The organism is Spirosoma sp. KNUC1025 (assembly GCF_045160025.1).
GTDB lineage: Bacteria > Bacteroidota > Bacteroidia > Cytophagales > Spirosomataceae > Spirosoma.
Map to the genome: position 1 here is coordinate 111,111 of NZ_CP087141.1, position 15,229 is coordinate 126,339.

Below are 15,229 nucleotides of genomic sequence, written 5' to 3' on the forward strand. Positions count from 1 at the left end.
ATATATAGCCAACGGTTTGGCATTGGAAGCCTCTTAATATGAATAAACGTCTCAATCTGTTTTTGCGGAATTATTGGATGCTGGCTATGCTGTTAGTAGTGTCTATTGCTACTGCCAGAGGCCAGGCGCAGAATCAGCCCTTTGCCAAATGGACGAATGCGGAACTTAGTCTCAGCAATGGAATCGTTCAGCGAACCATTAAACTGCCTGCTTCGGATGGTCATTTTCTGACTACTGAATACAAGCCTGTTACTGGCGAATTCAGGTATTTTCAGAAAACGAATCCCGATTTTCAGTTTGAGATAAACGATAACGTGTATAGCGGCTCAGGCGGCTGGAATCTGGTGAAAACGGAGAAAATTACCGACGCCAAACAGGGTGACGGAGCCGCTGTGACCCTGCAAAGCAGCGATGGAAAAGTAGAACTGACCCTGAATTTTTTACTCTATCCCAACCTGCCCGTTATCCGCAAAAGCCTGACCGTAAAAAACCTGACCAACGAGCCGGTTCGTCTGGAATCGGTCGATGTCGAGAAGTTTATTGCGACACCTTACAACGCCACTACGTTTAGCTGGATTTGTCACGATTATGGCCGACGGCGGTCCATTGGCCCTTATGATGGAAACTTTCAGGATGCCTTACTCACCGTTCACAACAGTGACTGGCAACAGGGAATCGTGATTGGAAATGAGGCCGCTGGGGTCGTGAAACATACGTCGGTTTTCTGGGATGAACCTGCTATTCTCAGTGGACTGACGCACAAAAATGCACGCTTCCCCTTTCGGAAATACATCGCGGCAGGCGAGTCGTTTACGACGCCACAGGTATTCACAATGGTGTACAACAACCACAAAGATCCGGACGAAATGCTGAATACCGCCGTTCCCGATTTTGTGCGGAAACACATGGGTATACGCCTGTCTGAACTTGCCCAGAAGCCCACGTTTGTGTATAACACCTGGGTGCCGTTTCGCAAAAATATCAATGAGAAACTGGTTATGGAGCTGGCCAAAGCGGCTGCCGATGCTGGTATGAAAGAGTTTGTGATCGATGATGGCTGGGCTGACAACTATGGTGACTGGATTATCGACAAAAAGAAATTCCCCAACGGTCTGAAACCTGTTTTCGACTACATCAAATCGCTGGGAATGAAGCCGGGTATGTGGGTTAGCGTGGGCAGTGCCTCCCCGGACAGTAAAGTTTACAAAGCCCACCCCGACTGGTTTGTGCTGGATGCTAACCAACAACCGGCTAACCTGCACGAAGATGATCTGAAAATGCGAACCGCCTGCTTCGGCACCGAATGGCGCGGCTATATCAAGGACGTACTGCTAAAACTAGCGCTTGAGTATGGGCTGGAATACCTGAAACTGGACTTTACGGTGGTTACCAGTACGTACCGATTTGGCAATAAGGTAACGGGCTGTTATGCCACCAACCATAAAGGGCATAAAGACCATAATGAGTCGTTATCCACCAATTACGAAGAAGTCTGGAAGCTGTTTGATGAACTCCATGCTGCCAAGCCCACTCTGTTTATCGACTGTACGTTCGAAACGATGGGTGGGCTGCAGTTGATTGACTACGCCATGCTGAAACATGCCGAAGGCGACTGGCTGTCGAATTTCTACGGACCACCCGATGCCAATGTCGACCTGCGCGTCCGGAATATGGCCTGGTGGCGTTCGCCTGCCATCCCTGCTACGGCACTGGTGATTGGTAACCCCGAAATGCAGGATGCCGGTTGGGAAATGCACATTAAATCATTAGCCGGTGCCTTACCTATCATGCTGGGCGACCCCCGGAAATTATCAGCACCCGATTTGAAAAAATACCGAGCCTACGCCGATTGGCTGCAACGGATGGAAAACAAGCATCAGATTATGAGCTACCGTCAGGATCTGGCCGGGTTTGGTGAGCCGATGGACGGTATGTGGGACGGTTTCCAGCGAATCAACACCGAAACAAAAGCGGGCGGCATCGTTGGCATATTCCGGCATGGCGCCACGGAAACAAAGCGGATGGTCACCGTTCGGCAGCTTGACCCAGCCAAACGCTACCAAATCAAATCAATGGATGGAAATGTAGTGGCTTCCCTAAGCGGGCAGGACCTGCAAACGACCGGTTTTCCGGTAACCCTGACCGGGGCGTATGTCGGAGAGCTTTTTGAGATTAGCGCGAATTAATGCCTCAAACAGGCTCCGGCTGTTTGAAAATGATAAACGTTAACAAACAGCCGGAGCCTGTTTGGGCCGTAAAACCTTCATAACTCAATTACCATGACAAACGAATCATTGACACCCGAGCAGGTCCAGCAGTACAATCAGGATGGTTATCTGATTATCAGAAGTTTTCTGAATGCAGAAGAGGTTGACAAACTCTATCACGTAGCGATTGAGGATAGTGCCATCAGCAAACATGCGATCAACATTAACGATAGCACAGGGAAACGTAGCAAACTGTCGCTCTGGTATAAACCCGGCGACGATGTGTATGGGCTACTCACCCGTAGCCAGCAACTCGTCGAAGCGGTCGATGCATTGCTGGATAATCCGTCTTCTGCTGTCTGCCATTATCATTCCAAACTAATGCAGAAGGAGCCTCGTGTGGGTGGGGCCTGGGAGTGGCACCAGGATTACGGCTACTGGTATAAAAACGAATTTCTGCTACCCGATCAAATGATGTCGGTGATGGTTGCCATTACGGATGCGAACCAGGAAAACGGTTGTTTGCAGGTGATTAAAGGCTCGCATAAAATGGGACGGGTCGAACATGGCTTTGCCGGGGAGCAGGTGGGCGCGTCGCAACGTTACGTCGATCTGGCGCTGAAAACAATGGAGCATGTTTTTGTGGAGTTGACGGCGGGTGATGTTCTGTTTTTTCACAGCAACATACTTCACCGCTCAGAAGCCAACCTGTCGGATAAACCGCGCTGGTCGATGATTTCGTGCTATAACCGTCAATCGAATATCGGCTACAACGAATCGTCGTCGTCATCGGCGAGCATCACACCCATCGACGTGGTACCTAACGAAGCCCTGCTTACCTGGGATGCGGCCGGACTGGTTGAAGAGGGTGCTGGCTTCCTGAGCAAAGAAGCTGACGTATCGCTGAAGTAGAGCCGCTTAGTTGTGGCTCAGCAAGCGGATAGTTTTGACTGACACATTCCTATTGCTGACACATGCTAAGCCGCAACTATGCGGCTCTACATGTAAAACCTAAACACCCCACCTCATGGCAGTTATTATTCAGGCTCAACCCGAAATCAACGGGGTCGACGTAGCGGTCAACCAAAGGTACGTTTACCTCATTAGTGCGATTGCTGCCCTGGGTGGCGTTTTGTTCGGCTTCGATCTGGTGATCATTTCCGGCACCGTTCCCTTTTTTACGAAGCACTTTCAACTGGATGAGTTTCAGACCGGTTGGGCGGTGGGCTGTATCAACTTGGGTGCCGCCATTGGCGCCTTGATTGGCGGCAAACTGAGCGATACGTTAGGTCGGAAGAAGCTACTGATGGGGTGCGCGGTGCTGTTTGCCCTGACAGGTGCGGGCACGGGCTGGGCCGGAAGCTTCCCGCTGTTCGTTACGTTTCGGATGCTCAGTGGCGTGGCTGTGGGCGCTGCAGCTTTGGTATGCCCCATGTACGTAGCCGAGATTTCGCCCGCACCCATGCGGGGACGCATGGTGTCTTTCTATCAGCTCTCCATCGTGATTGGCATCCTGCTGGCGTACCTATCCAATTACCTGCTCCTAAATAGCGGGGTCAATAACTGGCGATGGATGTTTTCCTCACAGTCGGTACCGTCATTGCTGTTTTTTGTGGGCCTGTTCTTCGTTGCTGAAAGCCCGCGCTGGCTCATTCGCAAAAAGCAGTTGCCCGAGGCCATAACCGTTCTGACGCGGATTGGCGGAGAGACATACGCCACTGCTGAAGCTTACCAGATCAAGGCGAGTTTTGCCAATGAGACCAAAGAATCCATCAGCGATCTGTTTCGTAAAGACCTGTGGCCCATTGTTTTCATTGGTATTGTCGTTGCGGTTTTTTCGCAGGCCGTCGGGCAGAACTCCCTGTTTTCCTACGCGCCCGACCTGTTTCGGCAGGCGGGTATGGCGCAGGATTCCGCCTTTTTGCAATCGATCATCATTGGGGTGATCAACTTCATTTTTACCTTCATTGCCATCGGTTCGATTGATAAAATTGGCCGAAAAAAATTATTGCAATACGGATCGATTTTGCTTTGCTTAGATGCCCTGGCGTTATCGGGGGCTTTTTACTGGCAGTTACCGGGCGCATGGGTACTCGTTTTTGTGCTGACGTTCATCGCCATTTATTCGGCTACGTTGGGGCCCGTTACGTGGGTATCACTCTCCGAAGTCTTTCCGAACCGCATCCGGGGTAATGCGATGGCTTTGGCAACGCTGGCTCTGTGGATTACGAATTTCTTCACCACGGCTTCCTTTCCCGTCATGAAACAACACTGGGGTTTGCCGGTAACCTTTGGCTTTCATGCCATTTTGTGTTTCATTTACTTTCTGTTTGTTCGGGTACGAATGCCAGAAACGAAAGGGAAATCGCTGGAAGAAATTGAAAAGCAGCTAACTCAATCCTAATCCGCGCATATGACTCCTCAACTCACCCCTGCCGAACATATTCGACTGTGGAATGACTTTCGCGACGGAAGTCAGGATGCCTTTTCGCAGCTCTATGAGCGTTTCTCCGCTGATCTGTACCGCTATGGCTACAACCTGATCCGAAACCGACAACTGGTAGAAGACTGCCTGCATGAGTTATTCCTGCACATCCATGAAAACCGGTCAAAGCTGGGCGCTACCGATAACATCCGGTTCTATTTATTTCGGGCGTTACGTCGTCGGCTACTCGATACCGTCGGCCGATTGAATAAGCTGGATTCGGACGATTATTTGTTCGACAACGCGGAGTTTTTGATTCAGCCCTACGAGCAGAGCCTGGTGGAGGAGCAGCTTGTCGAACAGCAAAAGCTGCTGGTGATTGCCCAGTTGAACAAGTTGCCTAAACGCCAGAAAGAGATTCTGTATCTGGTGTATATGAAGGGGCTGAGCTACCAGCAGGCGGCTGAGGTGATGGACATCACCATGAAGAGCGTTTACAATACGGTGAACGTAGCCCTAACGACCTTGCGGGCGTATGTACGGACCTCCTTCGAGCAGGGAGGTGCTTTGTGGAGCCTGCCAGGGGCTATTCTGATCTACTTCATAAAGATTTTATTGGGATAAAGCCGGGAAAAAATAAATTGTGGGCTGTTTAACGAGTACGACCATGACGCCTATCCGATGCCGAATTCCGATTTTACCGTAGAAGACTTTTGCAAAGACCCTACATTTATACGCTGGGTACTCAGCCCCACTGACGAATCGAATCGATTCTGGCAATCTTTTATGGCTGATTATCCGCATAAAGTGGCCGATATCCGTCTGGCCATCGACTACGTTAAAACGATTCAGTTTCGCGAAATTGAGCCTACTCAACAAGACCTTGCCCGTCTTAAGCAACGTATCTGGAAAGATATTGAACAACCGGATCGCCAGACCGCTCCAGTTCAAACTGTACACTGGTACCAACGGCCCTATTGGGCTGCGGCAGCCGTTGTCCTGCTTGTTGCCTCAATTGGTTTTGCCTGGTGGACCTATCAGGCCAATTCAGCCCTGACGTATCAGACGGCTTACGGAAAAATTCAGGAGATCAAGCTGGCGGATGGGTCGGTGGTCACGCTCAATGCCAATTCCAAACTTAAAGTGGCTGATAATTTGGCGGATAGACCCGTTCGGGAAGTTTGGCTGGAAGGGGAAGCTTATTTCGACATTGCGAAACGGAAAGGGGCAAAATTCATTGTTCACACGCCAGAAGCACAGATCGAAGTGTTGGGGACCGAGTTTAACGTAAATACCCGACGCGACCAGACCTATGTTGTTCTAGAGGAAGGTAAGGTCCAGCTAAGTACGGATAATCAGTCGATGGTTGTCATGAAGCCAGGTGACATGGCCACGGTATCACCGAAAAGCCGTCAGATTCAGCTAAAACGAGTACAGCCTGACGTCTATGATGCCTGGAAGGCATCCTATATTATATTGGACGGCAAAAGCCTGCTCGAAATTATCAATAGCCTGGAAGATACCTTTGGGGTAACGATCAGCCTGAGTGATAGCCTATTGATGGACCGGAAACTTACGGGTAAGCTACGTACCGATGTGGCCGACGACTGCATCGAGAATCTAGGCATTATTCTGGATGCCAACGTAAAAAAAACAGGGGATACGTACCGGTTTGATTAGGTAGAGACAAGGCATGCCTTGTCTCTACCTAGGTGTAAAATTTATCGGCATCCCAGCGTGCAGGATTCTGTTCAATGTAATCGTTAATACGCTGGTATTCGGCATCGTTCCGGATGATGTGATCATGCAAACGGGCCTGCCAGCCAAAGTCAAAACCCAATCGATGCGCGTGTTTGGTGACCGCCGATTTGTATCCCCCAATAATTGACGACACGGTGTTTTTGCCCTGATTTTGAAATCGTTGAGATGATGGCGTTGATACGCGTCCGTCGTTATTTCCGTCGTCATTATTCAATATCAAAATTCCGTGAATATGGTTCGGCATGACCACAAACGCACCGAATTCGACCTGTTGGGCATGATGGCGTATTTCGTGCCAGAATACATCCGCCAGAATACCAACCGACGATAGCTGCATCCGGCTCTGGTTGATGTTGCCAAAATAATGATGCCGTTGCGCTGTACAAATCGTAATAAAATAAGCCCCGGCCCATCCATAATCCCACCAGGCAGCCCGCGCCGAGGCAATCCGGTATTTGTTTTGAAATCGCTCCATATGGGTGTGGACGCGAAATCATAAAATGTGTAATGATAACAACGGCCAATCCGAATCGTAATCAACGCGAAAATTCAAAAATTAACAGAAAATAATCATAGAAAAAACGGGAAAAGCGATACCCTCACCTGTTTGACTACCAACTACAGCCTAGTCAATCACACGATCCGGTGTTACCTATGAAAAGACGTATCCTCGTTTATACCTCCTTATGGTTATTCTGCTTTTTGGGCGTTCAGCAGGCGATTGCCCAACTGACATTTGCCTCCGTACACCGAACGCAGGAGGAAATTCGGTCGCAGGAAACGGGTACCAGCCTGATTACAGTTCTTAAAAAATTAGAATTGACGTACCGGACTAGTTTCGTGTACCAGAAAGAGCTGTTGGAGAATAAAACCTTTACGGGGTCGGTCAACGAAAACGACAAACTGGAGCAGGTTCTGGACCGAATACTTACGCCTGTTAATCTGCGGTTCCGGAAACTCAAAGGTGGCGGCTATACCATTCTGCCCCGCAAAGCAACCCGAAACGTACCACCCGAAACCGAACTCCTAAAGACATCCGCCAACCAGCTACCTGAACCCGAAGCCGATAAAGCGTTGGCGATTAATACGCTGGCATCGAGAATCGATATACAGGCGCTCTCGACCATCAAATCCGCCGACATTGTTATAAAAGGAAAAGTAACGGATACCGAAAAAGGGGAGCCTGTTCCTGGAGCCAGCATTGTGCTGAAAGGGGCAACGAAAGGGACAAATACCGACGCGAATGGCTTCTATTCCATTGCCGTACCAGATCAGAACGCGGTCCTTGTATTCAGCTTCGTTGGATTTGATAAACAGGAAGTTATCGTTGGAAATCGAGTGCAGATAAACATAACCCTAAAGCCCGACATGAAGGAGCTTAACGAAGTCGTTGTTGTGGGCTTCGGCACACAAAAGAAAGCAACGGTGACGGGTGCGATTGCAGCCATAGGCACTAAAGATTTACTACAGTCGCCGGTAGCCAACATCAGCAACTCGCTGGTAGGGCGTATGCCGGGGCTTTTTGCCGTCCAAACCAGTGGCGAGCCAGGAAATAACGCATCGACGCTACGTATTCGGGGGGTGAGTACGTTTTCGGGGGCTTCTGACCCGCTTATTCTGGTGAATGGTGTCGAGGTAAGTAACTACAACAACATCGATCCCAACGAAATCGAAAACCTGACCATCCTGAAAGATGCGTCGGCCACTGCCATTTATGGAATACGGGGTGCCAATGGCGTTTTGCTAATTACGACAAAGCGGGGGAAAGTGGGGAAGCCTCAGTTGAGCTACACGGGCAATGTGGCTGTAACCAGCTTTACAAACCTGCGCAAAGGGATGAACAGTTACGATTATGCCCGGTTGTACAACGAATCCTTAAAAAACGATGCGTACGTATCGGGGGCGGTTTATGTGCCCAAATTTACCGATGCCGATCTGGCACTGTATAAATCGGGAGAAGATCCCATCTTTCACCCCAATACGGATTGGTACTCGATGGTATTAAAACCACAGGCCCTCCAGACCCAGCACAACCTGAGCATCAACGGCGGCACCGAAAAGGTACGTTATTTTGTGTCAGCAGGCTTTTTTAGTCAGGGCGGGCAGTTCAATCATACCGATCTGGTGAAAGATTATGATGCTAACCGGAAATACAAACGGTATAATTTTCGGTCGAGCTTCGATTTCGACGTAACCAAAAAACTGAAGCTGTCCATCGACCTGTCGTCGCAAACCGAAAACCTAACCGGAAGCAGCAACCTGAATGGCACCGCCAACAATAGCAACCGGATCATCGAAGGTATCGCCAGGGCTAACCCATTGACGTCACCCGGCTTTATCGGCGATAAGTTTGTTAACCTGGTGGGAGTAGGCACGGCCAACAACCCGCTGGCCGATCTGTTTACGGGCTATAACCGGCAGTTTAAAAACTTCCTGCAGGGAGCCATTCGGCTGGATTACACATTGGATTTTATTACTCAGGGGTTGATGGCTACCGGTATCGTCAACTACCAGAACAACAATACCGAGACGCTCGGAAACAACCGAACGCTTGTTACGTATAATGCTATCCGTTTGCCCGATAACAGCGTGAATTTGGTGCCGCAGGCGGTTGATGTGCCGTTCGGTTTTACCCAAACCATTGGAAAGACCCGGCGGACCTATGCCCAGGTTGGTTTCGACTACAAACGCGCGTTTGGCGACCATTACGTAACGGGCCTGGTCAACTACAACCAGACCAAATACTTCGACCCTACACTGGCGTTTCTGGTGCCCAATAGCTATCAGGGTGTTGTTGGTCGGGCTACGTATGGCTACAAAGGCCGGTATCTGGCTGAGTTTACGTTTGGCTATAATGGAACGGAAAACTTTGCACCCGGCAACCGATTTGGCTTTTTTCCGGCTTATTCGCTGGGCTGGGTCGCTTCGGATGAGCCTTTCTTTCCTAAAAACGATGTACTTACCTACCTGAAAATTAGAGGTTCCTATGGCGAAGTTGGTAACGATAAAATCGGGGGCGACCGGTTTTTGTACCGCCCTTCGGCTTATGTGATTACGACGGCTTCGGGAACGGGGGGCTACTATTTTGGCGAGGTGGGCAGTACGTCGACCCGGTACAATTACTCCACAGAAGGTAAGTTGGGTAACCCGAATGTAACGTGGGAACGGGCGATCAAGCAAAACCTGGGCGTGGAGATGTCGTTCTGGAAAAGTAAAATAAGCCTGACGGCGGACGTATTCAGCGAACAGCGGAACAACATCCTGGGCAACCTCGGTACCGTGCCCGTAACCGTAGGCGCTACGTTGCCCGCCTATAACCTGGGCCGCATGCGGAATCGGGGCTTCGATGCCGATATTACCTACAATGACCACATCGGTAACGTGAATTTCTGGATCAAAGGAAACTTTACCTTCGCCCGGAACAAGATTGAGTTTCAGGATGAGATCAAAAAGCCGTTTTCTTACCAGAATCGCACGGGGCAGCGGTTTGGCCAGTTTTATGGCCTGGTTGCCGACGGGCTGTATAATACATGGGCAGAAGTCAATGACGCTAACCGGCCTGTTTCGTCCTGGAACAATAACCGCCTGCAACCCGGCGACATTCGATACAAGGATACCAACGGCGACGGCATCATCAACGACGACGATCAGGTACCGATTGGGTACTCCAATTTCCCCGAAAAAATCTTTGGAATTTCGTTCGGCGGTAGCTACAAAGGCTTCGATATTTCGGTGCTTTTTCAGGGCGCTGGCAACGTATCGCTGGCCTACAACCGGCGGCAAATCCGGGGTTTCTTCGAGAACTCGGGCGCGGTGGATTACCTCGTCAATAGCTGGTCGGCAGATCGCTACGAAAAAGGCTTGCCGATCCAGTTCCCGCGCCTGACGCAGGGCGATGAAAACAACCACAACAACCGGGTCTCTACGTACTGGGTGCGTGATGCCAGCTACGTTCGCCTGAAAAACGTTGAAATCGGCTATAACATCCCCAAGACGATTCTGGCCAAAATTGGTCTGAGCGGAACCCGCATTTACGCGAACGCCAGCAACCTGATCACCTGGAGCACCGTGTTTCCGGGTGTCGATCCGGAGCTTTCGGGAACAGCACCGGGCAGCACCTCAGGCGGTATCACCAACGAAGAACCCTACCCACTGACCCGCGTCATCAATTTCGGGCTTAACCTTAAATTCTAACTCACTATGAAAATACTATTCAGGGCCATAGTTGGCGGTGTCCTGTGTCTGGCGGTGTCGGCCTGCGATAAGCCCATCAGTGAATTTTTAGACAAAGCGCCGGGTGTCGACGTTACAGAAAGCACCATTTTCTCGTCCAAAGTTCAACTGGAAACATTCATTGCGGGTACGTATCGGATTGGTATGCACTCAATCTTTACCTACAACGATGCCAACTTAATTCCTACATCCCGGACCTACTGCGTCAATGCCCCTATTACCGATGAAGCGGAAGCCGAAGCGACATTTTTCCATACCGAGCAGTGGAATGCGGGCAACGTTACCTCCTCTACGACCTTAGTGGCCAACGAAGATTACCGGTATTTCATTCGCTGGACGGCCATTCGGGATTGCAACATCATTCTGGAACGACTCAATGACGTACCGAGCCTGGATGAAACCTATAAAAATCAGGTGATTGGGGAGGTGAAGTTCATCCGGGCGCTCAACTACTGCGAGATGCTCAAGCGGTACGGCGGGGTACCCATTATTGACAAGCGGTTTCAACTGACCGATAATTTTCAGGTGAAGCGCAATACGATTGAAGAAGTCGTGAATTTCATTGTTAAAGACTGCGATGACGCCGTTGCCAAATTGCCCGCCACCTATACGCCCAACTTTCGGGGGCGCGTTACCAAAACAGCCGCCCAGATGCTGAAAGCGCGTACACTGCTTTATGCCGCCAGCCCGCTCTTCAACACCGCCACGCCGTATCTGAGCTTAGGGAATGATAATAAACTCATCTGCTACGGTAATCAGGATAACAACCGCTGGCAACTCGCGGCCGATGCGGCCAAAGCTGCGCTTGATTTAGCCCCTGCCGGTAATTTCTCGCTCATTACGGATAAAGGCTTCGATAAGAATTACAAATTCGCGTGGGAACAAAACGACAATGCCGAAATCGTTCTGGCCGAAAAAACCTATGCCAGCCGGGCCAGAACGCAATTTCCCTGGTATGGGCAGCAGCCCGTTTCAATTGTCAATGCCTGGGGGGGCGTATCGGTCATTCATAATTTCGTGCGGAAGTACGAAAAGAAAGATGGCACGTCCCAAACCTGGCCGGGGGAAATGATCTCATGCAGAAATATGCGGAACTGGACCCCCGGTTTGCGCAAACGGTGGGCTACAATGGTTCCTATTACGACAGAGACGCCCCACTTCTCGAAACCTTTCAGGGTGGACGCCATGCGACTGACTGCGATGGCGGTGCCTGGTTGAAAAAATTACTTCCCGATGCGTTGTCGGCCAGTGCCGGGGCCGTTCCGAATGGGATCGTTTTCCGGCTTGCCGAAGCCTATCTGAACTATGCCGAAGCCCTCAATGAAGCACAGGGTCCAGTGCCCGCAGCCTATGAGGCCGTCAACACGATTCGGGCGCGGTCGGGTATGCCCAAGCTACCGGCGGGGCTGACCAAAGAGCAATTCAGAGATCGGGTACGTAATGAACGCGACATCGAACTGGCTTTTGAAGACCATCGGCTGTACGACATCCGGCGTTGGAAAATCGCTGAAAATGACGGGGTTATGCAAGGGTCATTTTACGGGCTGAAAATTACGAAAATAACGGGCAGCACGGACTTCAAATACGAGCCCTACGTGTTCGAAACCCGAACATTTCTGACCAGAATGTACCTGCACCCATTTCTCAATACGGAAGTGTTTAAAGGCTACCTCGTCCAGAATCCAGGCTACTAACCCTTCGTCCAGAATCCTATGAACGCTAAAAATTACTATACGTTAGGGCTGCTACTGTTGCTGGGAGTTGGGCTTAACCAGTCCGCTCGGGGGCAGCAGGCCAGTAGCGACTCGTTGATAAAAGTTGCGCCCGTAAATCGGCTATCGTACCTGAACCCGAACGCCGGCCGACCCATTGCCTACGGGCGGCAACCGGCCTGGAAAGTGACTGGTGCGCTGTCGAGTGTTTCGGGGAGCGATCTGCAAAAAAACTTCACGACGAACCTGGCCAATACGTTGTTTGGTCGAATTCCGGGCCTTACGGTCCAGCAGGGCGGGGGCGAACCCGGCAACGACTCTCCATCGCTCATCGGTCGGGGAATCAATACGTTCGGCAACGCAGGACGTAACCTGCTGATACTTGTCGATGGATTCGAGAGTTCGTATGAGCAGCTCGTGCCGGATGAAATCGAGTCGGTTTCGTTACTAAAAGATGCTTCAGCAACAGCCATTTACGGTCTAAGGGGCGCCAATGGGGTGTTGCTCGTCACGACCAAACGGGGCAGCGAAACCCCGCTGGTCGTTAATTTCAGTACGCAGCAGGGCTTTCATACCGCATCGACCCTGCCGCAGTTCCTGGGTTCGTACGACTATGCCCGACTCTATAACGAGGGGCTCGTCAATGATGGCAAAGCCCCCCGGTATACCGATGCCGACCTGGAAGCGTATCGGACCGGTAGTGATCCGTATTTCCGCCCAAATGTAAACTGGTACGATGTGGTGTTGAAAAAAACAGCCCCCATTTCCAACTACAACCTGAACTTCCGGGGCGGCAGCAGCACGGTTCGGTACTTCGTTTTGCTGAACGCCATCAAGAGTAATGGCCTCTATCAGAACGTCGGGAGTATGGACCCCGAAAGCGTCAACTCGAAATACTCGCGATTCAATTTTCGGTCGAACGTCGATATGAGCCTGACCAAACGGCTGTCGGCGTCGCTGACGCTGGGTGGATCGGTGGAAGATAAAGCAAACCCGGCCGCAACAACAACCGGAACGGTCTTTACGTCACTGGCTACGTTGCCGCCCAACGCCTTTCCGGTCTATAATCCCGACGGTAGTTTTGGCGGAACCAGTGCGCTGTCGAACCCACTTGCCAATCTGCTGCAAACGGGTTCTTATGCCTCCAATGGCCGTACCCTCCAGTCGACCTTAAAACTAACCGAACAGTTAGATTTCATTGCACCGGGTTTAAGCATTTCGGCGGCTGTGTCGTTCAATAATTTTTTCAGGAGTTACTCGAATAAAACCAAAACGTATGAGCGGGCATCGGTCAGCAAGACAGCCACCGGCGATACGCTCTACAGCCGCTTCGGTCAGAAAACATCACTGCTTGGCAATGAAGACAACTCTGATCAGTGGCGCAATGTGATTTTTCAGGGCTTTCTGAATTATGACCGAACCTTCGGTAAACACAACGTTTCTGCGCTGCTGATGTATAATTCGGATAGTTACACAAACACCAATAATACCACAACCGCCGTGCTGAGTCTGCCGTTCAAACATTTGGGTGTGGGCGGTCGCGCTACGTATTCCTACGCCAATACGTATGTGGGAGAGTTATCCTTTGGCTACATGGGTTCCGAAGAATTTCCCGAAGGATAAGCGCTATGGATTCTTCCCGGCAGGCTCTGTTGGCTGGATTGCGTCAAATGAGCCATTTCTCAAAAACAGTTCTGCTATCACCTATCTGAAACTGCGGGCTTCGTATGGCCTGGCGGGCAACGATCTGGTTGGCGGCAACCGGTTTATGTTCCAGCAATTGTACCCGTACACGGCTGCTTACTACGTCGGAACGGCGAATACACAGGTTTTCGGTTTAGCAGAAGGTGCCGCGGCCAATACAGATCTTAGCTGGGAAAAACAGAAAACGGTAAATGTGGGCGTTGAGCTGACGCTGGCCAAACGTCTGGATGTGAGTCTGGATGTGTTCCAGAACAACCGATATGATATTCTGGTGGCCCCCAACCGTACCGTACCCCAGTTTACGGGAATAACGCTTCCATTGCTGAATCAGGGGAAAGCAACCAATAAAGGATTTGAAGCCACGATTCGGTACAGCAGCCCATCGGCCGCCCAGTTCCAGTATTTCGTGGAAACCAGCGCCTGGTACGCTCAGAACAAAATCGTGTATAATGCAGAAGCCATCCGGCAGTTCGATTATCAGTACACCACGGGCCAGCCAATAGGTCAGCCGTTTGGTCTGGAAGCGCTGGGCCTCTTTAACGATCAGGCTGACATTGCGGCTAGCCCACGACAGATTTTTGCCCCTGTCCAGCCCGGCGACGTGAAGTACAAAGATCAGAACGGCGATGGTGTCATTGACCAGAACGATACGCGGGCTATTGGTAAAACGTCGGTGCCAACGCTGACGGTTACCCTTCATTCGAAGTTTCAGTACCGGGGATTTGATCTGGAGTTTCTGTTTCAGGGCGTAACGGGCCGAACGGCGTATTTTGGAGGGAGCTATTTTCAGGCGTTTCAAAACAATGGCCAGGTTGGGCCTATCGCGCTCGACCGCTGGACACCGGCTACGGCAGCCACCGCTACGTATCCACGCCTGTCGGCATCCAATAACCTGAATAACTACCAGTATTCTTCTTTCTGGCAGCGCGACGGCAGCTTTATCAAGTTACGCAGTCTCGAACTGGGCTATACGTTTCCGGGACAACTCGCCGAAAAAATCAAGCTGACGAACGCCCGGATCTTTCTCAACGGAACAAACCTGTTTTCGCTCGATCACCTGAAAGGATATATGGACCCGGAGGTGGGTAGCGGTTATCCGCCATTGAGAACGGTCAGTGCTGGTATCAGACTTCAGTTTTAAAGAAAAACCAACCCTTAAAAGGGCTTTGCCCGATTATTCTCAACCT

11 protein-coding genes are annotated in these 15,229 nt (G+C 50.8%); 10 read left to right on the top strand and 1 reads right to left on the bottom strand.

Annotation, left to right across the window (positions count from 1 at the left end; all coding sequences use genetic code 11):
* The first annotated feature begins 38 nt into the window (after positions 1-38).
* From LN737_RS32400 to LN737_RS32420, 5 genes are all read left to right on the top strand, one after another.
* Complete coding sequence (locus LN737_RS32400) at positions 39-2,186, top strand: glycoside hydrolase family 36 protein (protein ID WP_231780405.1); 2,148 nt, start codon at positions 39-41, stop codon at positions 2,184-2,186.
* Positions 2,187-2,279: 93 nt separating this feature from the next.
* Positions 2,280-3,119 carry a phytanoyl-CoA dioxygenase family protein gene (locus tag LN737_RS32405; RefSeq protein ID WP_231780406.1) on the top strand — a complete coding sequence of 280 codons (840 nt, stop codon included), beginning with the start codon at positions 2,280-2,282 and terminating at the stop codon, positions 3,117-3,119.
* Between the two features lie 115 nt (positions 3,120-3,234).
* Positions 3,235-4,611, top strand: a complete 1,377-nt coding sequence (locus LN737_RS32410) for a sugar porter family MFS transporter (protein ID WP_231780407.1) — start codon at positions 3,235-3,237, stop codon at positions 4,609-4,611.
* 9 nt (positions 4,612-4,620) lie between these two features.
* A complete protein-coding gene (locus LN737_RS32415) occupies positions 4,621-5,256 on the top strand; it encodes an RNA polymerase sigma factor (RefSeq protein WP_231780408.1) in 636 nt (211 codons plus the stop codon).
* 57 nt (positions 5,257-5,313) lie between these two features.
* The gene (locus tag LN737_RS32420; protein WP_231780409.1) at positions 5,314-6,312 is read left to right on the top strand and encodes a FecR family protein; all 999 of its coding nucleotides are present in this window, start codon (positions 5,314-5,316) and stop codon (positions 6,310-6,312) included.
* Positions 6,313-6,340: 28 nt separating this feature from the next.
* On the opposite strand, the gene LN737_RS32425 is transcribed toward LN737_RS32420, so the two are convergent.
* Positions 6,341-6,868, bottom strand: a complete 528-nt coding sequence (locus tag LN737_RS32425; RefSeq protein WP_231780410.1) for a transposase — start codon at positions 6,866-6,868, stop codon at positions 6,341-6,343.
* Between the two features lie 179 nt (positions 6,869-7,047).
* Between LN737_RS32425 and LN737_RS32430 the strand changes: the two genes are divergently transcribed.
* Genes LN737_RS32430 through LN737_RS32450 form a run of 5 tightly spaced genes read left to right on the top strand, consistent with a single transcriptional unit; the run spans position 7,048 to position 15,183 of the window.
* Positions 7,048-10,587 carry a SusC/RagA family TonB-linked outer membrane protein gene (locus tag LN737_RS32430; protein ID WP_231780411.1) on the top strand — a complete coding sequence of 1,180 codons (3,540 nt, stop codon included), beginning with the start codon at positions 7,048-7,050 and terminating at the stop codon, positions 10,585-10,587.
* 6 nt (positions 10,588-10,593) lie between these two features.
* Complete coding sequence (locus LN737_RS32435; RefSeq protein ID WP_231780412.1) at positions 10,594-11,844, top strand: RagB/SusD family nutrient uptake outer membrane protein; 1,251 nt, start codon at positions 10,594-10,596, stop codon at positions 11,842-11,844.
* Positions 11,745-12,320 carry a RagB/SusD family nutrient uptake outer membrane protein gene (locus tag LN737_RS32440; RefSeq protein ID WP_231780413.1) on the top strand — a complete coding sequence of 192 codons (576 nt, stop codon included), beginning with the start codon at positions 11,745-11,747 and terminating at the stop codon, positions 12,318-12,320. The genes LN737_RS32435 and LN737_RS32440 overlap by 100 nt, the downstream gene beginning before the upstream one ends.
* Positions 12,321-12,338: 18 nt before the next feature.
* Positions 12,339-13,961, top strand: a complete 1,623-nt coding sequence (locus tag LN737_RS32445; RefSeq protein ID WP_255709272.1) for a SusC/RagA family TonB-linked outer membrane protein — start codon at positions 12,339-12,341, stop codon at positions 13,959-13,961.
* Positions 13,906-15,183 carry a SusC/RagA family TonB-linked outer membrane protein gene (locus LN737_RS32450; RefSeq protein ID WP_255709274.1) on the top strand — a complete coding sequence of 426 codons (1,278 nt, stop codon included), beginning with the start codon at positions 13,906-13,908 and terminating at the stop codon, positions 15,181-15,183. Before LN737_RS32445 ends, LN737_RS32450 begins: the two co-directional genes overlap by 56 nt.
* Positions 15,184-15,229: the final 46 nt, after the last annotated feature.